This window comes from Vibrio sp. BS-M-Sm-2, assembly GCF_041504345.1.
GTDB lineage: Bacteria > Pseudomonadota > Gammaproteobacteria > Enterobacterales > Vibrionaceae > Vibrio > Vibrio satsumensis.
The window spans coordinates 2,234,399-2,260,683 of the sequence record NZ_CP167894.1 but is presented as its reverse complement, the minus strand read 5'-3'; the positions used below and the strand labels follow the sequence as shown (position 1 = coordinate 2,260,683).

The 26,285-nt window shown below is 45.6% G+C and carries 28 protein-coding genes; 8 read left to right on the top strand and 20 right to left on the bottom strand.

The window, feature by feature from the left end; all coding sequences use genetic code 11:
• Positions 1-5 precede the first annotated feature (5 nt).
• The 11 genes from rplC to fkpA form a co-directional block, all read right to left on the bottom strand.
• The gene (rplC, locus tag AB8613_RS10265) at positions 6-635 is read right to left on the bottom strand and encodes a 50S ribosomal protein L3 (RefSeq protein ID WP_004736763.1); all 630 of its coding nucleotides are present in this window, start codon (positions 633-635) and stop codon (positions 6-8) included.
• 14 nt (positions 636-649) lie between these two features.
• Positions 650-961 carry a 30S ribosomal protein S10 gene (rpsJ, locus tag AB8613_RS10260; protein WP_004736761.1) on the bottom strand — a complete coding sequence of 104 codons (312 nt, stop codon included), beginning with the start codon at positions 959-961 and terminating at the stop codon, positions 650-652.
• A 446-nt stretch (positions 962-1,407) separates the two neighbouring features.
• Positions 1,408-2,592: an elongation factor Tu gene (tuf, locus tag AB8613_RS10255; RefSeq protein WP_010435158.1), complete on the bottom strand. Its 1,185-nt coding sequence runs from the start codon at positions 2,590-2,592 to the stop codon at positions 1,408-1,410.
• Between the two features lie 147 nt (positions 2,593-2,739).
• On the bottom strand, positions 2,740-4,836 hold the full coding sequence (fusA, locus tag AB8613_RS10250; RefSeq protein WP_017061101.1) for an elongation factor G: 2,097 nt from the start codon (positions 4,834-4,836) through the stop codon (positions 2,740-2,742).
• A 165-nt stretch (positions 4,837-5,001) separates the two neighbouring features.
• On the bottom strand, positions 5,002-5,472 hold the full coding sequence (rpsG, locus tag AB8613_RS10245; protein ID WP_010435163.1) for a 30S ribosomal protein S7: 471 nt from the start codon (positions 5,470-5,472) through the stop codon (positions 5,002-5,004).
• Between the two features lie 106 nt (positions 5,473-5,578).
• Positions 5,579-5,953, bottom strand: a complete 375-nt coding sequence (gene rpsL / locus AB8613_RS10240; RefSeq protein WP_004737194.1) for a 30S ribosomal protein S12 — start codon at positions 5,951-5,953, stop codon at positions 5,579-5,581.
• Between the two features lie 182 nt (positions 5,954-6,135).
• The gene (gene tusB / locus AB8613_RS10235; RefSeq protein WP_371713414.1) at positions 6,136-6,411 is read right to left on the bottom strand and encodes a sulfurtransferase complex subunit TusB; all 276 of its coding nucleotides are present in this window, start codon (positions 6,409-6,411) and stop codon (positions 6,136-6,138) included.
• 8 nt (positions 6,412-6,419) lie between these two features.
• Complete coding sequence (tusC, locus tag AB8613_RS10230; protein ID WP_146492449.1) at positions 6,420-6,776, bottom strand: sulfurtransferase complex subunit TusC; 357 nt, start codon at positions 6,774-6,776, stop codon at positions 6,420-6,422.
• Complete coding sequence (gene tusD / locus AB8613_RS10225) at positions 6,773-7,162, bottom strand: sulfurtransferase complex subunit TusD (RefSeq protein ID WP_146492448.1); 390 nt, start codon at positions 7,160-7,162, stop codon at positions 6,773-6,775. The genes tusC and tusD overlap by 4 nt, the downstream gene beginning before the upstream one ends.
• Positions 7,156-7,881: a transcriptional regulator gene (locus AB8613_RS10220; protein ID WP_004729851.1), complete on the bottom strand. Its 726-nt coding sequence runs from the start codon at positions 7,879-7,881 to the stop codon at positions 7,156-7,158. The genes tusD and AB8613_RS10220 overlap by 7 nt, the downstream gene beginning before the upstream one ends.
• Before the next feature lie 205 nt (positions 7,882-8,086).
• Positions 8,087-8,863 (bottom strand): FKBP-type peptidyl-prolyl cis-trans isomerase, encoded by a 777-nt coding sequence (gene fkpA / locus AB8613_RS10215; RefSeq protein ID WP_017061105.1) that lies wholly within the window; start codon positions 8,861-8,863, stop codon positions 8,087-8,089.
• Between the two features lie 131 nt (positions 8,864-8,994).
• Between fkpA and AB8613_RS10210 the strand changes: the two genes are divergently transcribed.
• Together AB8613_RS10210 and AB8613_RS10205 are read left to right on the top strand one after the other, a co-directional pair.
• Positions 8,995-9,972 carry a WD40 repeat domain-containing protein gene (locus tag AB8613_RS10210; protein WP_372384817.1) on the top strand — a complete coding sequence of 326 codons (978 nt, stop codon included), beginning with the start codon at positions 8,995-8,997 and terminating at the stop codon, positions 9,970-9,972.
• Positions 9,973-9,977: 5 nt separating this feature from the next.
• Entirely contained in the window at positions 9,978-10,205 is a 228-nt protein-coding gene (locus AB8613_RS10205) for a SlyX family protein (RefSeq protein WP_009848930.1), read from the top strand.
• A gap of 145 nt (positions 10,206-10,350) precedes the next feature.
• On the opposite strand, the gene AB8613_RS10200 is transcribed toward AB8613_RS10205, so the two are convergent.
• From AB8613_RS10200 to kefG, 5 genes are all read right to left on the bottom strand, one after another.
• Complete coding sequence (locus AB8613_RS10200) at positions 10,351-11,316, bottom strand: isoaspartyl peptidase/L-asparaginase family protein (protein WP_372383797.1); 966 nt, start codon at positions 11,314-11,316, stop codon at positions 10,351-10,353.
• Between the two features lie 200 nt (positions 11,317-11,516).
• Complete coding sequence (gene slyD / locus AB8613_RS10195) at positions 11,517-12,107, bottom strand: peptidylprolyl isomerase (RefSeq protein WP_017061108.1); 591 nt, start codon at positions 12,105-12,107, stop codon at positions 11,517-11,519.
• 94 nt (positions 12,108-12,201) lie between these two features.
• Positions 12,202-12,402 (bottom strand): YheV family putative zinc ribbon protein, encoded by a 201-nt coding sequence (locus AB8613_RS10190; RefSeq protein WP_019825339.1) that lies wholly within the window; start codon positions 12,400-12,402, stop codon positions 12,202-12,204.
• Positions 12,403-12,559: 157 nt separating this feature from the next.
• Complete coding sequence (gene kefB, locus AB8613_RS10185; protein WP_086715746.1) at positions 12,560-14,356, bottom strand: glutathione-regulated potassium-efflux system protein KefB; 1,797 nt, start codon at positions 14,354-14,356, stop codon at positions 12,560-12,562.
• The gene (kefG, locus tag AB8613_RS10180; protein WP_086715748.1) at positions 14,343-14,927 is read right to left on the bottom strand and encodes a glutathione-regulated potassium-efflux system ancillary protein KefG; all 585 of its coding nucleotides are present in this window, start codon (positions 14,925-14,927) and stop codon (positions 14,343-14,345) included. Before kefG ends, kefB begins: the two co-directional genes overlap by 14 nt.
• Positions 14,928-15,101: 174 nt before the next feature.
• On the opposite strand from kefG, the gene AB8613_RS10175 reads away from it, so the two are divergent.
• The 6 genes from AB8613_RS10175 (at position 15,102) to crp (ending at position 20,920) form a co-directional block, all read left to right on the top strand.
• Positions 15,102-17,024, top strand: coding sequence for an ABC transporter ATP-binding protein (locus tag AB8613_RS10175; RefSeq protein WP_146492444.1), 1,923 nt, complete (start codon positions 15,102-15,104; stop codon positions 17,022-17,024).
• Positions 17,021-17,491, top strand: coding sequence for a TIGR02444 family protein (locus tag AB8613_RS10170; RefSeq protein WP_048605369.1), 471 nt, complete (start codon positions 17,021-17,023; stop codon positions 17,489-17,491). Before AB8613_RS10175 ends, AB8613_RS10170 begins: the two co-directional genes overlap by 4 nt.
• Before the next feature lie 275 nt (positions 17,492-17,766).
• On the top strand, positions 17,767-18,759 hold the full coding sequence (locus tag AB8613_RS10165; protein WP_146492443.1) for a hydrolase: 993 nt from the start codon (positions 17,767-17,769) through the stop codon (positions 18,757-18,759).
• Positions 18,760-18,888: 129 nt separating this feature from the next.
• Positions 18,889-19,101, top strand: coding sequence for a YheU family protein (locus AB8613_RS10160; RefSeq protein ID WP_146492442.1), 213 nt, complete (start codon positions 18,889-18,891; stop codon positions 19,099-19,101).
• A 77-nt stretch (positions 19,102-19,178) separates the two neighbouring features.
• The gene (locus AB8613_RS10155) at positions 19,179-20,048 is read left to right on the top strand and encodes a phosphoribulokinase (protein ID WP_010435210.1); all 870 of its coding nucleotides are present in this window, start codon (positions 19,179-19,181) and stop codon (positions 20,046-20,048) included.
• Positions 20,049-20,287: 239 nt separating this feature from the next.
• On the top strand, positions 20,288-20,920 hold the full coding sequence (crp, locus tag AB8613_RS10150) for a cAMP-activated global transcriptional regulator CRP (RefSeq protein WP_004729651.1): 633 nt from the start codon (positions 20,288-20,290) through the stop codon (positions 20,918-20,920).
• Positions 20,921-21,097: 177 nt separating this feature from the next.
• Here crp and AB8613_RS10145 read toward each other — a convergent pair whose 3' ends face one another.
• From AB8613_RS10145 to AB8613_RS10130, 4 genes are all read right to left on the bottom strand, one after another.
• Positions 21,098-21,889 carry a DUF1338 domain-containing protein gene (locus AB8613_RS10145; RefSeq protein ID WP_136974328.1) on the bottom strand — a complete coding sequence of 264 codons (792 nt, stop codon included), beginning with the start codon at positions 21,887-21,889 and terminating at the stop codon, positions 21,098-21,100.
• Positions 21,890-22,153: 264 nt separating this feature from the next.
• The gene (gene astD, locus AB8613_RS10140) at positions 22,154-23,611 is read right to left on the bottom strand and encodes a succinylglutamate-semialdehyde dehydrogenase (protein ID WP_285953314.1); all 1,458 of its coding nucleotides are present in this window, start codon (positions 23,609-23,611) and stop codon (positions 22,154-22,156) included.
• A 39-nt stretch (positions 23,612-23,650) separates the two neighbouring features.
• Positions 23,651-24,670: an arginine N-succinyltransferase gene (gene astA, locus AB8613_RS10135; protein ID WP_123285401.1), complete on the bottom strand. Its 1,020-nt coding sequence runs from the start codon at positions 24,668-24,670 to the stop codon at positions 23,651-23,653.
• 107 nt (positions 24,671-24,777) lie between these two features.
• Positions 24,778-25,989, bottom strand: coding sequence for an aspartate aminotransferase family protein (locus AB8613_RS10130; RefSeq protein ID WP_048662993.1), 1,212 nt, complete (start codon positions 25,987-25,989; stop codon positions 24,778-24,780).
• Positions 25,990-26,285 lie beyond the last annotated feature (296 nt).

Sequence of the window (26,285 nt, the reverse complement as noted above, 5' to 3'; positions counted from 1 at the left end):
AGACGTTATGCTTTAACAGCAGGTTTTACGATCACGTTTCCGCCTGTTGAGCCCGGTACTGCACCTTTAATAAGGAGTAGATTGCGCTCAGCGTCAACACGTACGATCTCTAGGTTTTGAGTCGTTACACGCTCAGCACCCATGTGACCTGCCATTTTCTTGCCTTTAAACACGCGGCCTGGAGTTTGACATTGGCCAATTGAACCCGGTGCGCGGTGAGACAAAGAGTTACCGTGAGTCATATCTTGAGTAGAGAAGTTCCAACGCTTGATAGCGCCTTGGAAGCCTTTACCTTTAGATGTACCAGTAACGTCTACTTTTTTAATTTCGTTGAAAAGTTCTACGTTTAGCTCAGCGCCAACTTCAAACTCTTCGCCGTTTTCTAAACGGAATTCCCAAAGACCGCGACCTGCTTCTACACCCGCTTTCGCGAAGTGACCAGCTTCAGGTTTAGTTACACGGTTAGCTTTCTTAGCACCAGTAGTTACTTGGATTGCTGCGTAGCCGTCTGTCTCAAGAGTTTTAACTTGAGAAATACGGTTCGCTTCAACCTCAACAACAGTTACTGGGATAGAAACGCCTTCTTCAGTAAATACGCGGGTCATACCCACTTTACGTCCGACTAGACCAATCATTATTCTTATCTCCCTTAACCTAGGCTGATTTGAACATCAACGCCAGCTGCAAGATCAAGACGCATTAGAGCATCAACAGTTTTATCTGTTGGCTCAACGATGTCGATCAAACGCTTGTGAGTACGGATTTCGTACTGATCACGTGCATCTTTGTTGACGTGTGGAGAGGTAAGAACAGTGAAACGCTCTTTACGAGTAGGAAGTGGAATAGGACCACGAACCTGTGCGCCAGTACGTTTTGCTGTTTCAACGATTTCCGCAGTTGAAGCATCGATTAGCTTGTAATCAAACGCTTTAAGGCGGATACGAATACGTTGGTTCTGCATGAGACAGAGCTCCAATTATTAAAAATTACACAAACAATATCGCCACTCAAGCCCGATAAAACGAGAGAATGCCGATTGATTTATGTGAAACCGTAGCATCCAAAATTAGGACGCATTGTCAGTTAACTTTTGAAGCAAACAAAAAGTTTACTATTTTTATTAACCGCGAACATAAGCTGAGTATACATTACTAGGTAAGACCTACTCCTCAGTGCTCATTGGTTCACAACCAGCGTTAGCCAGTGCGATGCATTATACAGATCACACTTTAGTATGCAAGTAGTGTTGGAAAAATAATCGGAATTTATTGGAAGTTGGTTTTGTATCGAGAGGGAAGAAGATAGATGGAAGGTAATATTTCTTTCGAGAAAACAAAAGGGAAGCCGAAGCTCCCCTTTTCAGATGCGTGCTCTTCTAATGAAGAGTGTGCAAAAATCTAAATGCTATTAAGCGAAGATTTTAGCTACAACACCAGCACCAACTGTACGGCCACCTTCGCGGATTGCGAAACGTAGACCTTCGTCCATTGCGATTGGAGCGATTAGCTCAACAGTCATTTGAACGTTGTCACCTGGCATTACCATTTCTACGCCTTCTGGTAGAGTGATGTCGCCTGTTACGTCAGTTGTACGGAAGTAGAACTGTGGACGGTAACCTTTGAAGAAAGGAGTGTGACGGCCGCCTTCGTCTTTAGAAAGTACGTATACTTCAGACTCAAACTTAGTGTGTGGGTTGATAGAACCTTTCGCAGAAAGTACTTGACCACGTTCAACGTCATCACGCTTAGTACCACGTAGAAGTGCACCAACGTTCTCACCTGCACGACCTTCGTCAAGCAGTTTACGGAACATTTCAACACCAGTACAAGTAGTAAGAGTAGTCTCTTTGATACCAACGATTTCTACTTCGTCACCTACACGTAGGATACCGCGCTCGATACGACCAGTTACAACAGTACCACGACCTTGAATTGAGAATACATCTTCAATTGGTAGTAGGAACGGTTGGTCAACTGCACGCTCTGGCTCAGGGATGTAAGAATCTAGTGCTTCTGCAAGCTCAACGATCTTGTCTTCCCACTGCTTCTCGCCGTTTAGTGCGCCAAGTGCAGAACCTTGGATAACTGGTAGGTCATCACCTGGGAAGTCGTATTCAGAAAGAAGTTCACGAACTTCCATCTCAACTAGCTCAAGTAGCTCTTCGTCATCAACCATGTCACATTTGTTCATGAATACGATGATGTAAGGGATACCAACTTGACGACCAAGTAGGATGTGCTCACGAGTTTGAGGCATAGGGCCGTCAGTCGCAGCAACAACTAGGATACCGCCGTCCATTTGTGCAGCACCAGTGATCATGTTTTTAACATAATCCGCGTGTCCTGGACAGTCTACGTGTGCGTAGTGACGTGCTGGAGTGTCGTACTCAACGTGAGAAGTTGCGATTGTGATACCGCGCTCACGCTCTTCTGGAGCGTTATCGATAGATGCGAAATCTTTAGCAACACCGCCGTATACTTTTGCAAGAGTAGTACAGATAGCAGCAGTTAGAGTTGTTTTACCGTGGTCAACGTGGCCGATAGTACCAACGTTTACGTGCGGTTTCGTACGTTCAAATTTTTCTTTAGACACAATCGTGTTCCTTCCTAGTTATGATTCGCCACGTTCATTATTGAGCGAGACGCGCCAGAAATTGCTATTTTATGCGCCAACTCTCGTTAGCGCAATATTTGGACGCATTGTTCTTTCAAAAAATGAAAAAAAATGCCTTCCTTTTGTTTAACCACGCTCTGCAATGATTGCTTTTGCAACATTGTTAGGCACTTCAGCGTACTCACTAAACTCCATAGAGTAAGAAGCACGACCTTGTGTCGCAGAACGTAAATCAGTTGCGTAACCGAACATGACAGACAACGGAACTTGTGCACGAATTATCTTCAGGCCAGCTGTCCCCTCGTCCATACCTTCGATGATGCCGCGACGACGGTTAATATCGCCAACAACGTCACCCATCCAGTCTTCTGGAGTAGTTACTTCAACTTTCATCATAGGCTCAAGCAAAACTGGTTGCGCTTCAAGTGCACCCGTTCTGAAAGCCATAGAGGCAGCGATTGTAAACGCCATCTCACTTGAATCTGTTTCATGGTAAGAACCATCATATAGTGTAGCTTTGATATCCAAAACTGGATAGCCAGCAAGCACACCATTGTTCATCTGCTCTTCAACGCCTTTAGCAACTGAAGCGATAAACTCTTTCGGTACGATACCATTGGCAATTTCATCCACAAAGACAAAGCCTTCGCCAGCTTCTGATGGTTCCAGTTTCAGCCATACGTGACCGTACTGACCTTTACCACCATGTTCACGGATAAATTTACCTTCCGCTTTCGCAGTACCACGAATAGTCTCACGGTAAGCCACTTGCGGGTTACCAACGTTGCAGTTGACGCTAAATTCACGCTTCATACGGTCAACGATGATATCTAAGTGTAGTTCACCCATGCCAGAAATCAGAGTCTGGCCAGTTTCCGCATCCATATCAACGCGGAACGATGGGTCTTCCGCTGCTAGTTTACCTAGAGCGATAGTCATTTTATCTTGATCAGCTTGAGAGCTTGGCTCTACAACGATCTGAATAACTGGGTCTGGGAACTCCATGCGCTCAAGAACAATCTTATGGTTCTGGTCACAAAGGGTTTCACCAGTAGTCACATCTTTCAGACCAATAATGGCTGCGATGTCACCTGCTCGTACTTCTTTTACTTCTTCACGCTTGTTTGAGTGCATTTGAACAATGCGACCTAAGCGTTCACGTTGTTTCTTCACAGAGTTGTAAGCTGTTTTACCGCTTTCAACAACACCAGAGTAAACACGGATGAAAGTTAAAGTACCAACGAATGGGTCTGTTGCAATCTTAAATGCTAGCGCTGAGAACGGTTCTTTGTCGTCTGCGTGACGCTCTGCTTCATTCTCATCTTCATCGATACCTTTAATTGCAGGGACATCGACTGGAGAAGGAAGGAAATCAACAACTGCATCTAGAACAGCTTGTACACCTTTGTTTTTGAATGCACTACCACAAGTAGCGAGTACGATTTCATTATTAAGGGTACGAGTACGAAGACCTTGTTTGATTTCAGCTTCTGTTAGTTCACCTTCTTCAAGGTACTTATCCATCAGCTCTTCATTTGCTTCTGCAGCAGCTTCAACAAGTTCTGTACGATATTCTTCAGCCATTTCTTGCATGTCTGCAGGAATATCTTCGTACGTGAAAGTCATGCCTTGGTCAGCTTCGTTCCAGTTAATTGCCTTCATCTTGATAAGATCGACAACGCCTTGGAAATTTTCTTCAGCACCAATGTTCAGTTGAATTGGAACAGGAGTTGCGCCTAGACGGTCCTTGATCTGTTCAACTACGCGCAAGAAGTCTGCGCCGGTACGGTCCATTTTATTAACGAAAACCATACGTGGAACTTGGTACTTATCAGCTTGACGCCACACTGTCTCTGACTGAGGTTCAACACCAGATGAGCCACAGAACACAACAACTGCACCATCAAGTACACGCAGAGAACGTTCAACTTCGATTGTGAAGTCAACGTGTCCAGGAGTGTCGATGATGTTGATACGGTGGTCCGAGAACTGAGCTTCCATACCACGCCAAAACGTAGTGGTTGCTGCTGAAGTGATCGTAATACCGCGCTCTTGCTCTTGCTCCATCCAGTCCATGGTTGCTGCACCATCGTGAACTTCGCCGATTTTGTGAGAAAGACCGGTATAGAACAGAATACGTTCACTTGTGGTTGTTTTACCTGCATCTACGTGAGCAACGATACCGATATTACGGTATTGCTCTATAGGAGTTTTACGAGCCACGGTTGAATCCTCTTATTAGAGACTTAGGGACTATTGCTATGCCTAGATTATGCGTTAAAGCGATGCTTCGCTAAAAATTGCTTGCCCTAGAAATAGCAATAGTTCCTAGCATAAGCATAGGAACTAAAGAAGTGCTGCAAGGAACCTTGCAGCACTAAAAAGGTATTACCAACGGTAATGTGCGAACGCTTTGTTTGCGTCAGCCATGCGGTGAACGTCTTCACGTTTCTTAACCGCAGTACCTTTGTTCTCAGACGCGTCTAGCATTTCAGCAGCTAGGCGTTGAGCCATAGATTTTTCACCACGCTTACGCGCAGCTTCAACTACCCAACGCATAGCAAGAGCGTTACGGCGAACCGGACGAACTTCTACAGGTACTTGGTAAGTTGAACCACCTACACGGCGAGATTTAACTTCTACCGCTGGGCGAACATTTTCAAGAGCTTCTTCAAATACAGCTAAGTGGTCTTTACCAGACTTCTCAGCCATTGAATCTAGTGCAGTGTAAACGATTTTTTCTGCAGTAGATTTCTTTCCGTCAACCATAAGGATGTTAACGAATTTTGCCAGCAATTCAGATTTGAACTTAGGATCTGGAAGGATCTTACGCTGACCTATTACGCGACGACGTGGCATGGATATTCTCCGTTGTCTTCTTCAGGTTTTTTCCAAAACTTTTCAGAATAATAAATAAAATAGTGTTTGGCCTTACTTAACGCTTTCTTTAAAAAAAGAAAATGCATTAAGACTTAGGACGTTTCACACCGTACTTAGAACGACCTTGTTTACGGTCGTTAACGCCAGCACAGTCTAGCGCGCCGCGAACAGTGTGGTAACGAACACCCGGAAGGTCTTTTACACGACCGCCACGGATTAGTACAACACTGTGCTCTTGAAGGTTGTGACCTTCACCACCGATGTACGAAGTTACTTCGAAACCGTTGGTTAGACGTACACGACATACTTTACGTAGTGCCGAGTTAGGTTTTTTAGGTGTAGTAGTGTAAACACGAGTACATACACCACGTTTTTGTGGGCACGCTTCTAGTGCAGGCACGTTGCTTTTAACAACTTGCTTTACACGAGGCTTGCGAACCAACTGGTTAATAGTTGCCATTAACTAGCTCCTGAAATTTACTTGAAAGTAAGCTTTGTGAAAAATCTATCCCTAATCACAAGTCGTAATTAGGGACGCAAAATTCTATTCAGCAGTGGGAGGTGTGTCAAGAAATATACAGATCTTTTTTAGCCGTCTAGAGCTCAGGATGGTCTAATTTTAACCAAACTGATAAAAGACGCTTACCAAGTCACTGATTTGTCGTTCAAAACCGTCAGTTTAACGAAGCCATCGAAATCAACTTGATCAATGGTACTTGAGACAAGTCGTTGTAAACCTCGGCTATCGAGATCTGGTTTTAACACCGACACCTGCTCTACTACGCAGATTTGAGTGAATAACTCATGATTAGGAAGGCAAACATACACTGCATCTTCCACCAAAAGGAACTGGTCCTGTGGCTGAGAATAGGTCAATGCAAGTTTAAGTTTGTCGACTGATTTTACGATATGAAGCATAGCGTCCCCTAGAAAGTCAGGATCTGTTGGCACTGAGCTAACTTCTGCGTTAACTCGTCGGCTTCAACGGTGGTCACATCGATTAGCAGGTTGTCTGCTGAAAGACCAAACTGACTCAGACTACGCTGACACACATACACCTGTTCGATGTCGTACAGGTCCATAAGTTTGAATGCAGAGATATAGTCACGCGATAGTGTTTCGTCGGGCTGCTGCGCCTTGAGAAGCTGTGTCACGCCATCGCCAACAAAGAACACGGCGATATCGTCACTGTAAGCGGACGCAGCAAGTAATGCGTCTAACCCTTCTCTACCCGCAGCGGTCGTATGAGGGAAACTGTTAAATATAAAGGCTAACTTTCTCAAAACTGCACAACCCTATCTTGCGTTAGTAGCGCTTCCGATAAGCTCCCTAATCCGGCCTGAGTAAATCCCGTGGCTAGGTTAGAGGCACTTAGTTGATGTTGCTTTGCTTCTTCAGAGCTAATCACTCCGCGTCTTAGCGCAGCTGCCACACAGGTTTCAAGGCTAACATCGTGTTCATCAGCCAGCTTTTGCCAAGCAGAAGCTAAATCAAATTCATCGTTAGCCGGTACAGTAAGGTCCGAGCCGTTACTGACGCCATCTTGATAGAAGAATACGCTGTGAAGTTTGTGACCCTGTTGAATCAGAGCCACGGCAAACTGGTAGGCACGTCTTGCTGATTGTGAGCCATAGACCGGCCCATTAACTAGGAGTGTATAGCTTAGCAACCCTCTTCATCCTCTGTTTTACGTTGGCGGATGTATAGGTACACGGTGTGCTTAGAGATGTTCAGTCGCTCAGCAACGCGGTTAATCGCGTCTTTAATATCGAAAATACCTTTGTCGTACAGCTCCATCACGATCTGACGATTCTTAGTATTGTTCGATACCGATTTGTCAGCGTTAATTTCTTCAATGGTGCGTTCAACCGTTTGGTCAACAAGTTCTTCAACGTCACTAGCAAAGTTAACCGATGATGCGGCTTCGTCTGCGTCTTGCGTAGGCATGAAAGATTGCAGTACTTGTGAGAATGGCGCGTCTAGGTTGACGTTAATACACAGTAGACCAATCACTCGGTCTTCACCGTTGCGGATAGCAACCGTGATCGACTTCATCAACACTCCGCCTTTAGCGCGAGTGAAGTATGAACGTGAGAAGTTACGCTTAGAACCTTCAATATCTTTTAGCATCTTCAATGCAAGATCGGTGATCGGCGAGCCAACCTGACGACCTGTATTTTCGCCGTTGGCAATTTTAATCGCAGAAGTATTGAGGTCTTCTAAAGAGTGCAAAACGATTTCACAAAACGGACCAATAAGGCTCGCAATACCGTCAACAACGGCCTCATAAGATCTTAGAATGATTTTATCGTGTTCACTGAATGGCATAACGTGGACTGATTCCATTTCAAGTAACACATCTGCATTGACTGTTTCTGTAGTAGTCACTTATTCCTTACCTTCGTGTGAAAAATCAACAAATTTATGTAAGTTTATCAGAAAATTTTAATTGCACACCTAGCTAACATTGCAACTAGTGATTTAGAACAAGTTTAAAAATCAAATACTCATCTTCAAATCATAAAAAAAGCCTAACTCAAAGTTAGGCTTTTTATTCAATCAACGTATTTTAGTACGAGGCTTTTAACCGATATTACTGTGCAGGAGCTGCTTCAGCGTTATCGATGTTTAGTAGTTCAACTTCGAATACTAGCGTTGAGTTAGCAGGGATAGTCGGTGTGTCTTGCTCACCGTATGCTAGCTCTGGCGGGATAACGAACTTGTACTTAGAACCAACTTGCATTAGTTGTACGCCTTCAGTCCAGCCTGGGATTACGCGGTTTAGTGGGAATGTTGCTGGTTCGCCACGATCGTAAGAGCTGTCGAACTGAGTACCGTCTGTTAGCGTACCTTTGTAGTGTACTTGAACGGTATCAGTGTCTTTTGGAGAAGCGCCTTCACCAGCAGTCATTACTTGGTAAAGTAGACCAGATTCAGTTTGCTTAACGCCTTCAGTTTTAGCGAACTCAGCACGGAAGTCATCACCGGCTTTCTTCACTTCTGCAGACTTTTCTGCCGCTTGTGCTTGCATCGTTTCAGCAACACGCTTGTCTAGAGCTTCAAGAGCTGCGCGAGTTTCTTCTTCGTTAAGTGCTGTTTTCTCTGCGAATACGTCTTCGATACCTTGAAGAACCATATCTTTGTCTAGGTTGATACCTAACTCGCTTGGCTTATCAATGCTTGTGCTTAGGTAGTTAGCGAAAGATACACCGATTGCGTAAGCCGCTTTGTCATCTTCTGTTTTAAAGTTTACTGCTTCAACTTTAACTTCTTCTACCTGTGGAGCTTCTGCCTTTGGTTCTTCTTTCTGACAACCAACTGCTAGCATAACCGTTGCGGCAAGCAGTGATACTTTTAAAACTGATTTCATTGAATTCTCCAATTAATGGCCAAGCCATTGGTTATTGTGCACAAATCTAATGATTAGATTGGTGTGAATACGTTAGTTATAACAATATACTAGTCATATGTCTTTCGACACAAACCGGATTATTAGATGTGATGCGAATATTTTTCCACTCATTGCTATGTACAATTGTCATCACCTTGTTAAATGGTTGCTTTTTCTTCCAAGATGATGAGCAGCGTTGGGAAATTGAGCCCAATGGTGCCACCAGCTTTGCACTCAGCAGAGATGGACGCTTCGCCCTGCTCTACTCTCAGCAAAAGCAACTGCTCCTTTGGGACCTCGCCGAAGATCAAGAGTTGGCTCAACTTGGTCCACAAGACCAGTTAGAAAACCAAGTATCGCGTATCCGTATCTCGGACAATGGCCGTTTTGCCATTACCGCTAGCCAGATGAACTTCGCCGTTTGGGACTTATCTTGGACACAAGCTGAAGGGCTATGGTCTATCTCCGATGGCTTAATTCGCGATGTCGATATCTCTAGCAATGGTGAAAAAGTACTGCTTGGCCTTTCTAATGGCAAAGCCATCTATGTGGACTTAGTCACCGGACGCCGTCTGGAGTTCCTCGCTCACCGAGAAAAAGTGAATTCCGTGTCCCTTTCATCCAATGGACGTTACGCCTTATCGGGGGGTAACGACTACAAAGCCTATCTTTGGGATACCCAGTCGGGCTTGGTATTGCGCACCTTTGAGCATGAACAAAGAGTAGTACGAGTCGCGCTACAACGCGATGGCGAGCTGGCTTTTACTTCTGACGGCGGCAATCAAGCGATGATTTGGGATCTTGAAACGGGCGAACCTCAAGCGCAATTGAACAGCTGGTCTCGACAGTTGATTTTCTCGAGTGCGCGTTTTTCTGATGACGGCAGCATGTTGGTTACGGGCACGCCATCCAGCCAAGTGAGTGTGTGGAATACTCAGAATGGCAAACGAATTTCTCGCCACGATGCTGAGCCACTAAAAGATGCTCGCCCTCCTCGTGCGGTAGTGTATGATGCAGCCTTTGATGATAAGAACCGTGTGATATCGGGCACCTCTGCGGGCATTGCCCAAGCTTGGAATGTGGATTAAGAACGATGACAGAAAAGCGAGTTGAACAACTAGAAAGCCGCGTAAATGACCTAGAGTGTCAATTAGCTTTCCAAGAACAGACCATTGAAGAACTCAATGAAGCACTTAGCCAACAACAGATGTTGATCACGAGAATGCAAGACCAGATGAAGTTCGTGGTCGGCAAAGTGAAGAATATGGATGGCTCTAATCTAGCTGACGCATCAGAAGAGACGCCACCTCCACATTATTAAGTGCAGTTCAAAATAACGAGCTGGTTCTAACTACGCATATCGTTAGAAATCTTAAAATAAAAGGGCGACAGATATCATCTGTCGCCCTTTTGTGTATTAAGTATGTGTGAAGTATAAGCTAACGTTAAATTAAGCCGATACACACTTAATCATCAGCATAGATTTTAACTTCCACTCTGCCTTCGGTATCAACACTTGCACGATACATCCCAGAGCTGTTCATACCAAAATGAATATCACCTTGCCCATCAACCGCAATCAAACCGCCTTCACCGCCCATGGTTTTTAATTCACCTTGAATGATGGTTTCACAAGCCGTATGCACATCTTCTTTTAGATAACGCATTCGTGCTGCCACATCACTGGCGACCATCTTACGTAGGAAGAACTCGCCCATCCCGGTTGTTGAAACGGCAACGTTGCCATTTTCAGCGATGGTTCCTGCACCAATAATCGGAGAGTCACCCACACGACCGTATTTCTTATTGGTCACGCCACCGGTACTAGTGGCCGCCGCTAAATTGCCCGCTTGGTCTAATGCAACAGCTCCCACCGTGCCGTACTTTTTATCATCTGGATATTTCTGAACTTGTTGTTCGTCGTATTTCGCTTCAGACAGAGCAAAGATGCCTTTCTCTTTCATCGACTGAAGTTGGTCATAGCGGCGCTCAGTAAAGAAGTAATCTTGCTCAGTAAAGGTGTAGTCATGCTCAAACGCAAACTTCTCGGCACCTTCACCAATCAGCAACACATGGTCGCTTTTCAGCATCACATCACGCGCAAGCTCAATCGGGTTTTTGATATGGCGAACTCCCGCAATGGCACCCGCATCCATTTCGCTGCCATGCATCACAGAGGCATCCATCTCAACAAATTCATCGTGAGTTAAAACCGAGCCTTTGCCTGCATTAAAATGCGAGCTGTCTTCCATCACCTTGACTGACGCAACCACCGCATCCAGAGCATCACCACCCGCTTGCAATATTTGATAACCAGCCAAAACCGATTTTTCCAAAGCCTCGGTAATACCCGCTTTTAATTCATCGCTCATTTGCTCTCGCAAGATGGTTCCTGCACCACCATGAATGGCAATTGAAAAAGGCTGTGACATACAAACTCTCCATTGACGTCGTCTTATAATATTGTGCTATCAATACCACATCCATGATTCTATGTCTGATAGCGAAAACCAAACTTTTGCGAATGCTTGCCGGGTAGATAAAAGCGAGGCCAAAAAGCTAGACTCCTAAACGCAAAAAGCCTCCACAAGGGAGGCTTTCAAGATTCTTAGACTAAACCGTTAATTCGGTATTAGTGAGAACCACAGCTACCACCGCCGCAGCAGCCGTCTTTCTTCTCTTCACCGTGGTCATGGCCTTCGCCACCACAGCAACCGCCTTCGTGGTCATGATCGTGGTCGTGACCGCCACAGCCGCCTTCTTGGTGTACGTGACCGTGTTGAACTTCTTCTTCAGTCGCTTCACGGACCGCTACAACTTCAACGTCAAACGTTAGAGTTTGGCCAGCTAGCATGTGGTTACCATCAACAACAACTTCGTCGCCATCTACTTCAGTAACTTCAACTGGGATTGGACCTTGATCAGTATCCGCAAGGAAACGCATGCCAACTTCGATTTGCTCCACACCTTGGAATACGTCAGCAGGAACACGTTGAACTAGTGCGTCGTTGTGCTCGCCGTAAGCGTCTTCTGGAGTAACAGTTGCAGAGAACTTGTCGCCAGCTACTTTGCCTTCAAGCTCTTTTTCAAGACCTGTAATTAGGTTGTTGTGACCGTGAAGGTAATCTAGTGGAGCTTCTGCAGTTGATTGGTCAACTACTACGCCATCTTCAAGTTTCACTTGATATGCAACACTAACTACTACGTTCTTTTCAATTTTCATGAGAGCTCCAAGGAGGTTTGGACTAAGCTCGAACAGTTGAGCTTAGGAAAAATTCTGTACCCGGATATTATGGGGATCAATTGACGAAACTCAATCATTCTGGCTTAAAAATACCGATCATTTCTTGATTCGCGTGTTCAGATTTCTCTACAGTTTTCGGTTTACGCTGTTCTGTGAAGTCACAATCGACACATTCCACCAGCTCTATATTATTTTCAATCCACCAACGGAGTGTGTCTTGAGTACTACAACTTGGGCAGCTTGCCCCTGCGATAAAGCGTTTTTTCTGTTTCACGTTGATATCCTTTACTACTCTGGATCCGCAGTTCTTCTACTCTAGATCTATTTAAGAAAAAGCAGAGACCACGTTTATTATTAGATTGGTTCTCTAGACTATTATTTCTAAGCTCAAGCTCTATCTCTAAACTCAAGCTATTAGCTCTCAATTCGAGCTACTGCCAATAGTTTCGAGATTGGTGATCGTTTTCCATCTCATGTCCAAAGATCTCTTCAAGTTCTTTACGAGCCTCTTTCGCTCTTTGGGCTAACTCAGCATCTTCGTTATGCTGAGGCAGTAACTCTTTCAGCATACCATTATCCAACTTTCTAAAGTGTGCTTCTGCTCGCTTCGCTTTATATGGATGCATGCCAAGTTCAGTCAATGTTTGACGGCCTAAATCCAGTGCCCCAAGGAAGGTTTCACGAGAGTAGTTACTCACACCGTGGTTAAGTAATTGATACGCTTCAACACGACTTCGGGCACGCGCTAAGATCTTTAAACGTGGGAAGTGCTGCTTACATAGATCAACGGTTTTCATTATTTCATCGGGAGAGTCAGTACACAACACAATGGCCTCTGCCTTATCAGCTCCCGCAGCTCGTAATAGTTCAAGGTGAGTCGAGTCACCGTAGAATACCTTGTAGCCGAACTTTCTAAGGATGTGTATTTGGCTGGCATCACTTTCAAGAACGGTGATGCGAATCTTGTTGGCGTACATCAAGCGGCCAATGATCTGACCAAAACGACCAAAGCCTGCAATGATCACTCGAGGGCTGCGATCGACAACATCCGAAGACATTGCGTTCTCACTGATTTGATTAAGTTGACGAGCAAAGAATCGGTCTTGCAGCTTGAGCATCAATGGCGTGGTTACCATTGAAAGGCTCACAACCACCAATAAGAACGACACTTGTTCGCCACTTAATATGCCCTGCGCACTCGCCGCGGTAAAAATAACGAAAGCGAACTCACCACCTTGGCTGAGAATCATCGCCATTCGGCTACGGGCTTTGGGCTGAGTACCAAAGATTCGAGCCAGCGCATACAGCACTAAGCCTTTCAATACGACCAATGCAGAAACGGCAATCAGTATCGCGAATGGGCTTTCAGCGAGTAAACCTAAGTTCACCGCCATCCCCACAGAAATAAAGAACAAACCAAGCAATAACCCTTTGAATGGGTCGATGGCGATTTCAAGCTCATGTCGATATTCACTTTCAGCCAGAAGTACGCCTGCTAGGAAAGTACCCAATGCCATCGACAAGCCTATCTGTTGCATGATTACGGCAATACCAATTACCAATAACAGCGCTGCGACGGTGAACAATTCACGTACGCCACTCATTACTACGTATCGGAATAGCGGTCTCAACAAGAAATGGCCACCGACCAGTAAACCAATCACGCCACCCAGCATCCAAAGCATGTCAGCCCAGCTGCCGCCGGTATTCCCCGCAAGCAGAGGCAGCATAGCTAGCATTGGTATAACAGCGATATCTTGAAAAAGTAGTACTGCAAAGCCTGACTGACCTGCTTCTTTGCCACCAAGTTCTCGCTCTTCAATAACACGCAAGGCAATCGCGGTCGAAGACAGTGCTAAGCCCATACCTATTACTAGACTCGTTTGCCAAGTTAAACCGAACATACAGGCGATAGCGGTGATGATCAGAGTGGTAATCAGCACTTGCGCGCCACCTAACCCGAGGATGGGGGCTCGCATCTGCCACAGTTTTTTGGGGTTAAGTTCTAAGCCAATCAGAAAGAGCAGCAGTACCACCCCGAATTCGGAGAAGTGCAGAATCGCCTCTACGTCACTGATTAAGCCAAGTCCCCACGGGCCAATCGCTACACCAGCTAATAAGTAACCGAGTACTGACCCCAAGCCAGCTCGCTGCGCAATAGGAACCGCAACCACAGCAGCCGCTAAAAATATAACGCTACTTTGTAGAAAATCATTAGTCAGAGCCATCATCTGCTCCTATATCTTGTAGCGGGTCTCGCAACCAATTTCGATACGCTTCTGCGTGTTGGTAACGCGTCATATCGGTGACATTACGTGCCCAGTGTAAAACCAAAGGGGATATCCAATTCATCTGACACAAAGCCGCGGTTAGCTCGAATGGTTGCAAAATCTCTTGTAATGGATATTTATTATAGCCTGCGGCACCAAACGCCTCTTCTTTACCACCAGTAGTAATCACACTGCGCCAGTATTTGCCCTTAAGTGCGCTTTGCTCACCAAATGCAAAACCCTTACCTAACACGCGATCAAACCACTCTTTCAACAATGAAGGACATGAATACATAAACAAAGGGTGTTGGAACACAATCACATCATATTCAAGCAGCAATTCATGCTCGGAAGGCACATCAATAAAGAAGTCCGGATAGATGGCGTAGAGATCGTGAATTTTGACATTCCCAAGTGACTCTATCTTTTTAACCATGATCTGGTTAGCGATAGAGGTTTGCGGCTCTGGGTGCGCATAGATGACCAGCACCTTTGGCACGGGTTTGTCTGTCGAGGGAGTATTACTCATTCCTTTGAAACATTCCTTTGAAAGCTAAACGGTGGCAAGGCCACAAGAATTTAAGCAAAAGTTATTAATATGTTATTGGCATCATAACGCAAATTGCATTGTGATCGACTTTTATCTGGTTTCAGCCTACTATGCAGGCGTCTGTTCACCTCTAATTTCTATGCTACTTCAATTATGATTACTTTCTCTGATATTCAATTGCTACGCGGCGGTAAGCCACTCCTCGACCAAGCATCTGCGACTTTTCACCCCGGCGACAAGATCGGTTTGGTTGGTAAAAACGGCTGTGGTAAATCTACGCTATTCGCCTTAATTAAGGACGAACTGTCTATTGATGCAGGCTCATTCAGCAAACCTGCCCATTGGGAAATGGCTTGGGTTGCCCAAGAAACACCAGCATTAGAAAGAACAGCAATTGAATACGTGATTGATGGCGACCGCGAATATCGTGGCCTTGAAGATCAACTAGAGAAAGCTGAACAAGCCGACAACGGCACCTTGGTAGCAGAAATTCACGGCAAGATTGAGACCATAGGTGGTTACAGCATCAAAGCGCGAGCTGCGGAGTTACTGGACGGCTTAGGCTTTAGCCAAGAACAAATGGCATGGAACCTGACTCAATTCTCAGGTGGTTGGCGCATGCGTTTGAACCTAGCGCAAGCTCTACTGTGTCGCAGTGACCTACTGCTACTCGATGAACCAACCAACCACTTGGACTTAGACGCAGTAATGTGGCTAGAGCGTTGGTTACAAAGCTACCCTGGCACGCTAGTACTTATCTCGCACGATAGAGACTTCTTAGACCCTATCGTCAACCGCATCGTGCATGTTGAAAATCAACAGCTCAATGAATACACGGGTAACTACTCATCGTTCGAAAACCAGCGAGCGCAAAAGCTGATTCTGCAACAAGCAATGTACCAAAAGCAGCAGAAGCAGATGTCTCACATGCAGAGCTACATTGACCGTTTCCGTTACAAAGCATCAAAGGCTCGCCAAGCGCAAAGCCGTATTAAAGCACTAGAGAAAATGGAACAAGTGCTACCTGCTCAGTTTGATAACCCATTCAGCTTTGAGTTCAGAGAACCAGACGCACTACCAAACCCAATCATGATGATGGACGAAGTATCTGCAGGCTACGATGACAATCTGATTCTAGAAAAGATTCGCTTGAATCTAGTACCAGGCAGCCGTATTGGTCTACTTGGTCGAAATGGTGCAGGTAAATCAACATTGATTAAACTGCTTTCTGGCGAACTGAAACAGCAAGGCGGTGAACTGAGCTATTCTCAAGGCGTTAAGATTGGTTACTTTGCACAGCACCAATTAGAAACCCTGCACCCTGAAGAAACACCGCTACAACACATGATGCAGATTGCCCCAAAACACACCGAGCAGCAACTGCGTGATTACTTAGGTAGCTTTGGCTTCCAAGGTGAAAAAGCACTGGATAAAGTGGCACCATTCTCAGGTGGTGAAAAAGCACGTTTGGTATTGGCACTGCTGGTATGGCAAAAACCTAACCTGTTGCTACTCGATGAACCAACCAACCACTTGGATCTCGACATGCGTCAAGCGCTGACTTTTGCCCTGCAGACGTTTGAAGGCGCAATGGTTATCGTATCGCACGACCGTTACCTACTGCGTGCAACTACCGATGACTTGTATTTGGTACACGACCGTCAAGTGGCACCGTTTGATGGCGACCTTAGCGATTACTACAAGTGGCTGACCGAACAGCAGAAAGTTGAGCGCAAAGAAGCACAAGCATTGGCACCAGCAAAAGACGGTGCCAACAGTGCAGCAGCGAAAAAAGAGCAAAAACGTAAAGAAGCCGAGTTCCGTAAACTGACGGCACCACTACGTAAAAAGCTCACTCAATTTGAAAAGCAGATGGATAAGTTAACGCTATCTCTCGAAGAAGCTGAGCAAGAATTATCCGACACTTCACTGTATGAAGCTGAAAATAAGGCTAAACTGAATAAAGTACTCGCTCTCCAAGCGAGCAGTAAGTCACAGCTAGAAGAAGTTGAAATGGATTGGATGTCCACTCAAGAAGAGCTTGAGCAGATGGAACAGGATATGGATAGCTTATGAGCCCAGAGCACGCCCCAATATCACTAACACTGGAACGACTATGGCAATTTAGCCTTCAGTATTACAGTGTGCGCGGTGTAAAGGATGCGTGCCTAGCTTTGCAAAACCAGTTCCACGGCAACGTCAATCTACTGCTGCTTCTCAAATGGCTTGATGAGCAGCAATTGTCTTTTGCTGAAGAAGAATGGCACAAGGTACAACAATGCTTGAGCCGATCTGAAACCCTGCTTCATAGTTATCGAGAGTTGCGTAAACACCTCAAAGCACACGTTGTCGACTCACTATACCGTGAAGCCTTGCAGTTTGAGTTACAGCTTGAAAAGCAACAACAGTCCGATCTCGTCGACTGTATAAACTCCCTACAGCTTTACGCTAACCAGCAATCACCGCTCGCTTTTCAGTACTGTCGTTTATTAGGAGCAGAAAACCTCTACGACGCTTTTTCTGAACCAGCACCTCAACCCTAGCTCATTCTCTTTCCTTTTTATTCAATCAAGATCCAAGCTTAACTGCGCCCTGTCTCTCTTCATGTGCATGCGCTGACTAATACGCACAATGAAGTGTTTAACGCACCTAACATTGATATTATTCAACCGGTTACTCATGGCCTGTTTTTGTATCTCATATAAGAGAAAGCCTTGCGCTTATGCCGAGAATCAACCAAGCTCAAATAAAAACGTGGGCGTTTCGTTACAAGCTCAACACGTTATCAAAGCCCATAAAAGAAGCATGGATCGTTTTTATGACAATATTTACCGCAGCCGCTGGTCTCTCTAATCCGCACTTACAAACCTTAGTGCCACGGTTTATTAGAAAACAGGCGCTGTTTCATCCTCACTGGCAAACCTTAGAAACTCCCGATGGTGACTTTCTTGATCTTGCTTGGAGCGAATCACCAGACGGTGACAACCCAAGCAATGATGCTCGAAGTAACAAGCCGATATTCGTTCTATTCCATGGCTTAGAGGGAAGCTTTGAGAGCCCATACGCCAATGGACTGATGAATGCATTTGCTAAAGATGGTTGGTTATCGGTAATGATGCACTTCAGAGGCTGCAGCGGAAAACCCAATCGCCTGGCTCGCGCTTACCATTCAGGTGAGGTCGAAGATGCGCGCTTTTTCCTAAGACACCTGCACGCTCAGTTTCCGAATAACCCAAAGGTGGCGGTTGGCATCTCCTTGGGCGGAAACATGTTGGCGAACTATTTGGCGGAATACGCAGATGACCCACTGTTGTCCGCAGCAACGATAGTCTCTGCACCTTTTGATTTGGCCTGTTGTTCAAGTCGCATAGAGCGCGGCTTCTCGAAGTTCTATAAGAAGTACCTGCTTAACTCACTCAAATCGAATGCCTTGAAAAAGGTGAAGCTGTTACAAGAGAAACTCGGCATCACGGCTGAATCCATCAAGAAGATCGACAAGCTGTATGAGTTTGATGAACGGGTTACTGCGCCCCTGCACGGATTCAAAAACGCGCAAGACTACTACGCACAGTGCTCAGCTCTTCCTAAGCTCAATAAGATAAAGCTACCGACTCAGATCATCCATGCTAAAGACGATCCTTTCATGACCGATGATGTGATTCCTAAGTTCGTTCTGCCGGATAACATCGATTATCGCTTGTTTCAGAAAGGCGGCCATGTTGGGTTCATCACAGGTAGCACACTCAAACCACGATTCTGGTTAGAAGAAGCCTTACCTGCGTATTATGAAAGTATCCAAGGTTCAGTATAACGACGAAGCCTTGCTAAATATAAACGCGAAACCTTGATAAGATAGCGCAGCCCCAAACTGGGGTTGTACTAAAAACACCACTAAACACACTCATCAACATATCAATGAACATAAAAGAGAGAAGTATTTATGATCATCCCATGGCAAGACATCGCGCCAGAGACACTAGAAAACCTCATTAGAGAATTCGTGCTGCGTGAAGGCACAGACTATGGCGACGTTGAGATCTCACTGCAAAACAAGATTGATCAGGTGAAACATCAATTAGCTTCTGGTGACGTGAGCATCGTGTTTTCCGAACTGCACGAGACCGTTGATATCCAGGTGACAAAACGCTTCTAGGCTGCGCTTAGAAAGGAGCCGTGTTATAGTGGAAAACGATTGCTAACAAGTAAGTTACTCAAACGACAAGGGTTGTCATGTCCGCTAAACATCCAATTATTGCGGTGACGGGTTCATCTGGAGCCGGCACCACCACTACCTCAGAAGCCTTCCGCAAAATGTTCAATATGATGGACGTGAAGGCTGCTTGGGTTGAAGGGGATAGTTTCCATCGCTTCACTCGACCAGAAATGGATGTCGAGATCCGAAAAGCGCGCGAACAAGGTAAGCACATCAGCTACTTTGGTCCACAAGCCAACGACTTTGGTGCGCTAGAAGAATTCTTCCGTAAATACGGTAACGAAGGTACAGGTAAGGTACGTAGCTACCTACACACCTTCGATGAAGCCGTGCCTTACAATCAAATGCCGGGCACCTTTACACCATGGCAAGAGATCCCTGAAAATTCCGACGTGATGTTTTACGAAGGCCTGCACGGCGGTGTGGTTGATGGTGACATTAACGTTTCTCAACACGTCGATTTGCTGATCGGCATGGTGCCAATTGTAAACCTAGAATGGATCCAAAAATTCGTTCGTGATACCCGCGATCGTGGCCACTCACGCGAAGCAGTAATGGACTCCATTGTTCGTTCAATGGATGATTACCTTAACTACATTACCCCGCAATTTTCGCGTACTCACATCAACTTTCAGCGTGTTCCAACCGTAGATACATCGAACCCACTTAACGCCAAAGGGATTCCAAGTTTAGACGAAAGCTTCGTTGTTATACGTTTGCGTGGCATCAAAAACGTCGATTTCCCCTACCTTCTGGCTATGATTGATGGTTCGTTTATGTCTCGTCATAACACGCTAGTGGTGCCAGGAGGCAAGATGAGTTTTGCTATGGAACTCATTGTGAGGCCAATCCTACAACAGCTCATCGAAACTGGAAAAATAGGTTAACAAAACGGCGTTCTGGTTGATTACTTTTCATACCGTGATCATGTGCACAATTTTGCGTAAAAAATCGTAGCTTGGTCACGATTAAAATCAAGAAATAGTACCTGAAAAAGGATACTATTCTTAAACGAAACACAAGATAGCTTGCAGCACTCAACGAGTGCTCTTATCCTACAAGTCAATCCAGGCTTAGCTAAAATACGGAAAGCAGCAAGCATACCCTGCAGAGGAAGTGAGATATTATGGTTCTAGGTAAACCTCAAACCGATCCAACATTAGAGTGGTTCCTTTCACACTGTCATATTCATAAGTACCCTTCAAAAAGTACTTTGATTCATGCTGGTGAAAAGGCAGAAACCTTGTACTACATCGTTAAAGGTTCTGTGGCAGTTCTTATCAAAGACGAAGAAGGTAAGGAAATGATTCTTTCTTACCTAAACCAAGGCGACTTCATCGGTGAGCTTGGCTTGTTCGAAGAAGACCAAGAGCGTACTGCTTGGGTTCGTGCTAAATCTCCTTGTGAAGTAGCTGAGATTTCTTTCAAGAAATTCCGTCAACTTATCCAAGTGAACCCAGATATCCTAATGCGCCTTTCAGCGCAAATGGCAAACCGTCTACAAGTAACTAGCCAAAAGGTTGGTGACTTAGCGTTCCTTGACGTAACAGGTCGTATCGCTCAAACGCTACTAAACCTAGCGAAACAGCCAGATGCAATGACTCACCCTGACGGCATGCAAATCAAGATCACTCGTCAAGAGATTGGCCAGATCGTTGGTTGTTCTCGTGAGACAGTTGGTCGTATCTTGAAGATGCTTGAAGAGCAGAACCTAATTTCTGCACACGGTAAAACTATCGTGGTATACGGTACTCGTTAATCTCGATTAACTGAGCCAAAAATTTGAAAGCCACCAAATGCGAATTTGGTGGCTTTTTTGTTTTCTAAAGATCTAGAGAGCAGATGCGAATGGGACACTTACAACTTCCAAACACAAACACTCTCGAAGCGAAGCGTACCCGCATCTCTAGGGCAAAGCCCGTGCTCGTATCTTTCTTTAACCGTTGGTGCTTTCGAAGATCTTATCCGCCGATGCAGCGACAAAACCGGTATAAAGCTCACCATTCGCCATTGCATAACGCTTAGCAAACTCATAGAAGCCACCAGGAATCATCTCATTGCCTTCAATAAATGCCACTGGGACTTTGTCTGCCATGGTGGATGATTGCTCTAATAATACCTCTGGAGAGCCTTTCACCTCACCGCCTGATGCGTTAATCGTAAAGCCAGCATCATTCAGGTAATCATTCACTGCTTGTACTTCATCGAACTTGTTCAGTTGATTGACACTTACCGTGAAGTGGTTAGCACCGTAACCGTGAGCCGCTAACCAAGAGGCGTATTCGCTCTCTTTTGCTAGTACTTGGAAATCAGCGAAGCTCAAATCCCATTGGCGACCGCCAAACAAGAATTCATGACCTTGCAGCTTGCTAGCATCGACTTGCTCAACTAACTTAGCAACGATCTGTTGTAGCTCACTTGAGCACTCTTCTACCTTCAACTCACTGATGAACACTTTTGGTTGTTTTGGGTCTGGGTGTTCGTAATGCTTCGCGACTAGCTTCTTGCTCTCAAACAGGTAGTCTCCACACGCCTTGTAACCCAGTTCAAGGAAAGGTTTAGCTAGTGTTTCAATACCGAGAGGGGCAACATTAAAAGTACGCAGTGCAATATGGTCGTTGATCAGCGCTTCATCTTCTTTCAGCAAGTGATGCACTTTCTCAGCCGATGGACACAGCCTGTGAATGTAATCGTCCCATAGTGATTTAAAGAGTAGATCGGGCGTCATGGTGACTCCTTGTCAGAGGTTCTAGCAAGCTAGTAATTTGGATTAGAAAGGGAGAGGCTGGACACAGAGTCAGCAGCCATCAGCCTGTGACATATTTGTTCTATTATTATCTACCGCCCAATCTAGGTGTCGGACGTGATGGAAAAGGAAGCGATAACACCACTTCCTTATTTCAAACTTAACGAATGAGCCTAGTACTCATAAGCCTAAGTCAAAAAGTCTTTAGCTTATAAACCTATGACTCATCAATCTATTGTTTAGAAACTAAAGCTCAATGCCCGGGCTAAACGTAGCTGGCAGTTGAGTTTCACCACCTTCCATTGAAGCCATTGGGTAAGCACAATAGTCCGCCGCATAGTAAGCACTTGGACGTAGGTTGCCAGAAGCACCCGGGCCACCAAATGGTGCATCACCACTTGCGCCTGTGAGTTGGCGATTACGGTTAACAATACCCGCGCGGATATGGTCTACGAAGTATTCCCATTCAGAATCGTCTGTAGATACTAAGCCAGCAGACAAACCAAAGCGTGTGTCGTTAGCTAACTCAACCGCTTGCTCTAGCGATTGGTAACGAACCACTTGTAGTAATGGGCCGAAGTACTCTTCATCAGGCAGTTCAGCAATGTTGGTTACATCGATAATACCCGGAGTAACAAATGCCGCTTCACCCGCTTTTGCTTCAACCAGACTCACACCGCCTAACGATTGCAGATTCGCTTGCGCGTCCAGAATGAACTTAGCGGCAGCTTCAGATATTTGTGGCCCCATGAAGGGTGCAGGCTCAGCGAATGGCTGATCAACACGAACCTTCAAGGTCGCAGCAACGAGCTTATCCAGCAGTTGATCGCCCTTCTCTCCAACAGGAACATACAAGCGACGTGCACATGTACAACGTTGACCCGCACTGATGAAAGCCGATTGAATAATGGTATAAACCGTCGCGTCAGCATCACCAAACTGGTCACTGATTACCATAGGGTTGTTACCGCCCATCTCTAGCGCCAGCATCTTGCCCGGTTGGCCCGCGAATTGACGATGTAGGATATGACCGGTATTTGCACTACCTGTGAACAGCACGCCATCAAGACCTTTAGCATCTGCTAGTGCGATACCTGTCTCTTTAGCGCCTTGTACTAGATTGATTACGCCAGCAGGAAGACCCGCTTCTTGCCATAGCTTCATTGCAAACTCACCCGTCCAAGGTGTCTGCTCTGAAGGCTTAAATACCACGGTATTACCCGATAGCAGAGCTGGAACAATATGACCGTTAGGTAGGTGACCTGGGAAGTTGTAAGGACCAAATACCGCCATCACGCCTAGTGGACGATGACGAAGTACAATCTGGTTGCCAGCTGCTTCACGTGAAGCTTCACCGGTACGCTCATGGTAAGCACGAATGGAAATAGCAATCTTACCCGCCATCGCTCCCGCTTCAGTACGAGTTTCCCAGATCGGTTTACCCGTCTCTTTTGCGATGATTTGCGCAATTTCTTCGCTGTTCTCTTTTACCTTCTCAGCAAAGTTCAACACGATCGCTTCACGCTCTGCAAAGCTCAGTTTTTTCCAAACCAAGAAGGCTTCACGAGCTGCTGCCACTGCAGATTCAACCTGTGCTGGCGTTGCGCTATCACCCTGCCACACTACTTCATTATTGTATGGGCTTACTGATGTCATGGCGTCACCTTGACCTGCCACCCACTGTCCTGCTATCCACTGAGTCATACTTCTATCCTTAAAATCTTCGACAGATAATCGCTGCTCTTACTGAGCCAACATGCGAACGAATTCGCCTTCTTTTACTTCAAGAGCGCTTGCTACTTCAGATGATAAAATCACTGTGTCGCTTGCTTGGTCATACGCGCCTTTCGCGGCTACTGCGCGGAAGTTCTCAAATGATGTATTCCCAATTAGGAAGTCTTTAGAGCTTGAGTGCTCTGCAATTTTCACCTGAGCTCTAATCGCATGACGCACAGATTCGATGTTTCTTAAATCACACTCAACCGTTGGGCCTGCATCAAAGATATCGACATAGCCACGGTTGGTGAAACCTTCACGTTCCAACAACTTAAGTGCAGGGCGCGTATTGTCATGAACCTCTCCGATCACCGCCTGAGCTTCTTTGCTCAGTAGGTTCACATAGATAGGTAGCTTCGGCATAAGATCAGCAATGAAGCCTTTCTTACCAATACCGGTTAGATAATCAGCAAGTGTGAAATCAATCGAGAAGAAGTGTTCTTGCAGCCATTGCCAGAAAGGAGAATTACCTTCGGCATCCGATACCCCCCGCATCTCAGCAAAAATTGTTTTCGAGAAACGCTCTGGGTGTTCAGCCATCAGTAGGAATCGGCACTTCGACATCAAACGACCGTTCAAACCACCACGGAAGTCAGGGCGCAAGAATAACGTGCAAATTTCACTGCATCCGGTGTAGTTATTACCAAAAGTCAGTAGCTTAACCACGTTATTAACGCCAAGCTTTTGCGATGAATGAACCACCTTGCTGATGTGATAAGAGTAAAACGGTACATCCCAGCCAATCGAGGCTTCGATACCCGTGGTACCTGCAACTTCACCCGTTTCGGTATCAAAGCCAACCATTAGGTAGCCTTCATCACCGGGTTCAGTCACGTCTGGTTTAGCAAAGCTGTATTCAGAGTGAGTAATACGGTTAGTTAACAGTTCTTCGTTAACAGGAAGAGATGTGAATCCGTGACCAGATTCAACCGCGCAAGTATGCAGCGCATCGTAATCAGATAATTTTATTGGGCGAACAACTAGCATCAATATTCCCTCCAGATGCAAAATAGGCCCAAAACCAGAAGCTTGGGCCTTTAGCAGAACGTCATGGGATCGCTCTATTGGCGATCATTCCTATGACGCCGCTCAGGCTAAACTAGCGTAGCGATTGCTTTGTCTAGTTTTGATAGGCCTTCTTCAATTTCTTGTGTAGTAATGACCAGTGATGGCGTGAAACGAACCACGTTTGCACCAGCAACCAGTACCATCAAGCCTTGTTCGCCTGCTGCTACTAATACGTCACGTGCACGGCCTTGCCACTCTTCGTTAAGCGCAGCACCTAGTAGTAGGCCTTTGCCACGAACTTCACTGAAGATTTGGTACTTGTCGTTAATCTTAGCAAGACCATCACGGAACAATGCTTCGCGCTCTTTCACGCCAGCTAATGTTTCAGGTTGGCTAACCACATCAACAACCGCTTCTGCAACAGCACACGCCAGTGGGTTACCACCGTAAGTAGAGCCATGCGTACCGACTTTTAGATGTGTCGCTAATTCAGTCGTCGTGAGCATTGCACCAATAGGAAAACCACCACCCAGTGATTTAGCAGTGCTCAAGATGTCTGGTGTTACACCTAGACCTTGGTAAGCATAAAAGTTACCAGTACGGCCGTTACCGGTTTGTACTTCATCAAAGATAAGTAGTGCATTGTGTTTGTCACACAGTTCACGAACTGTGTTCACGAATTCAGAGGTTGGTGAGATGATACCGCCCTCGCCTTGCAGAGGTTCCATCATGATTGCACAAGTGCGATCAGAGATGTGCGCTTCTAGTGCTGCAATATCATTGTAAGGAAGGTGAGTTACATCGCCCGGTTTAGGACCGAAGCCATCAGAGTAAGCTTCTTGACCACCAACCGTTACGGTAAAGAAAGTACGACCGTGGAAACCTTGTTTGAATGCAATGATTTCAGATTTCTCAGGACCGTGAACATCCGCCGCCCAACGACGAGCTAGCTTTAGAGCTGCTTCGTTCGCTTCCGCGCCAGAGTTTGCAAAGAATACTTTTTCTGCAAAACATACGTCTGTTAGCTTTTTCGCTAGACGCAGTGCAGGTTCGTTGGTCATCACGTTACTTAGGTGCCAAATCTTGTTTGCTTGCTCAGTAACTGCGTTAACCATTGCCGGGTGACAGTGACCCAAACAGCTCACAGCGATACCACCAGCAAAGTCGATATACTCTCGGCCTTGTTGGTCCCAAACGCGTGCGCCTTCCCCTTTTACCGGGATCATTTCCATTGGGTTATAACAAGGCACCATCACCTCATTAAACAGACTACGTTCTACTTTATTTTCCACTGTCATCGTACATTCCTTCTCGATACCGCAAGCTTCGCAAATAAGCGTAATGGTTCATAAGTGAGACAAAGATATTTTGTCTCGCCATAATCCCGCTGCAGCATTATATTTACATTTAATTAACCTTTTCAATAGTAGATTATTCTTTAGCCATCCCTAACAACCAGCTAAACGTCACTACCTATGACTATTTATGCATCAATTAATCTGTTTTATGAAGCTTTTTTTACCTAAACGTATAACCAGCAATAGCAAAGCCTTACTGGCACAGCGGTATATAGGGTTCGAGAGGAAATAAGGCG

Bases quoted from the DNA above. Each gene is read 5' to 3' on its own strand.
- rpsJ (WP_004736761.1), bottom strand. From the start codon at position 961: ATGCAGAACCAACGTATTCGTATCCGCCTTAAAGCGTTTGATTACAAG.
- AB8613_RS10210 (WP_372384817.1), top strand. From the start codon at position 8,995: ATGCGAATATTTTTCCACTCATTGCTATGTACAATTGTCATCACCTTG.
- rplC (WP_004736763.1), bottom strand. From the start codon at position 635: ATGATTGGTCTAGTCGGACGTAAAGTGGGTATGACCCGCGTATTTACT.
- astD (WP_285953314.1), bottom strand. From the start codon at position 23,611: ATGACTCAGTGGATAGCAGGACAGTGGGTGGCAGGTCAAGGTGACGCC.
- AB8613_RS10160 (WP_146492442.1), top strand. From the start codon at position 18,889: ATGATCATCCCATGGCAAGACATCGCGCCAGAGACACTAGAAAACCTC.
- AB8613_RS10130 (WP_048662993.1), bottom strand. From the start codon at position 25,989: ATGACAGTGGAAAATAAAGTAGAACGTAGTCTGTTTAATGAGGTGATG.
- AB8613_RS10205 (WP_009848930.1), top strand. From the start codon at position 9,978: ATGACAGAAAAGCGAGTTGAACAACTAGAAAGCCGCGTAAATGACCTA.
- rpsL (WP_004737194.1), bottom strand. From the start codon at position 5,953: ATGGCAACTATTAACCAGTTGGTTCGCAAGCCTCGTGTAAAGCAAGTT.
- kefG (WP_086715748.1), bottom strand. From the start codon at position 14,927: ATGAGTAATACTCCCTCGACAGACAAACCCGTGCCAAAGGTGCTGGTC.
- AB8613_RS10170 (WP_048605369.1), top strand. From the start codon at position 17,021: ATGAGCCCAGAGCACGCCCCAATATCACTAACACTGGAACGACTATGG.
- AB8613_RS10200 (WP_372383797.1), bottom strand. From the start codon at position 11,316: ATGTCACAGCCTTTTTCAATTGCCATTCATGGTGGTGCAGGAACCATC.
- AB8613_RS10145 (WP_136974328.1), bottom strand. From the start codon at position 21,889: ATGACGCCCGATCTACTCTTTAAATCACTATGGGACGATTACATTCAC.
- AB8613_RS10165 (WP_146492443.1), top strand. From the start codon at position 17,767: ATGACAATATTTACCGCAGCCGCTGGTCTCTCTAATCCGCACTTACAA.
- astA (WP_123285401.1), bottom strand. From the start codon at position 24,670: ATGCTAGTTGTTCGCCCAATAAAATTATCTGATTACGATGCGCTGCAT.
- kefB (WP_086715746.1), bottom strand. From the start codon at position 14,356: ATGGCTCTGACTAATGATTTTCTACAAAGTAGCGTTATATTTTTAGCG.
- AB8613_RS10155 (WP_010435210.1), top strand. From the start codon at position 19,179: ATGTCCGCTAAACATCCAATTATTGCGGTGACGGGTTCATCTGGAGCC.
- crp (WP_004729651.1), top strand. From the start codon at position 20,288: ATGGTTCTAGGTAAACCTCAAACCGATCCAACATTAGAGTGGTTCCTT.
- AB8613_RS10175 (WP_146492444.1), top strand. From the start codon at position 15,102: ATGATTACTTTCTCTGATATTCAATTGCTACGCGGCGGTAAGCCACTC.
- tusB (WP_371713414.1), bottom strand. From the start codon at position 6,411: ATGCTTCATATCGTAAAATCAGTCGACAAACTTAAACTTGCATTGACC.
- fkpA (WP_017061105.1), bottom strand. From the start codon at position 8,863: ATGAAATCAGTTTTAAAAGTATCACTGCTTGCCGCAACGGTTATGCTA.
- rpsG (WP_010435163.1), bottom strand. From the start codon at position 5,472: ATGCCACGTCGTCGCGTAATAGGTCAGCGTAAGATCCTTCCAGATCCT.
- slyD (WP_017061108.1), bottom strand. From the start codon at position 12,107: ATGAAAATTGAAAAGAACGTAGTAGTTAGTGTTGCATATCAAGTGAAA.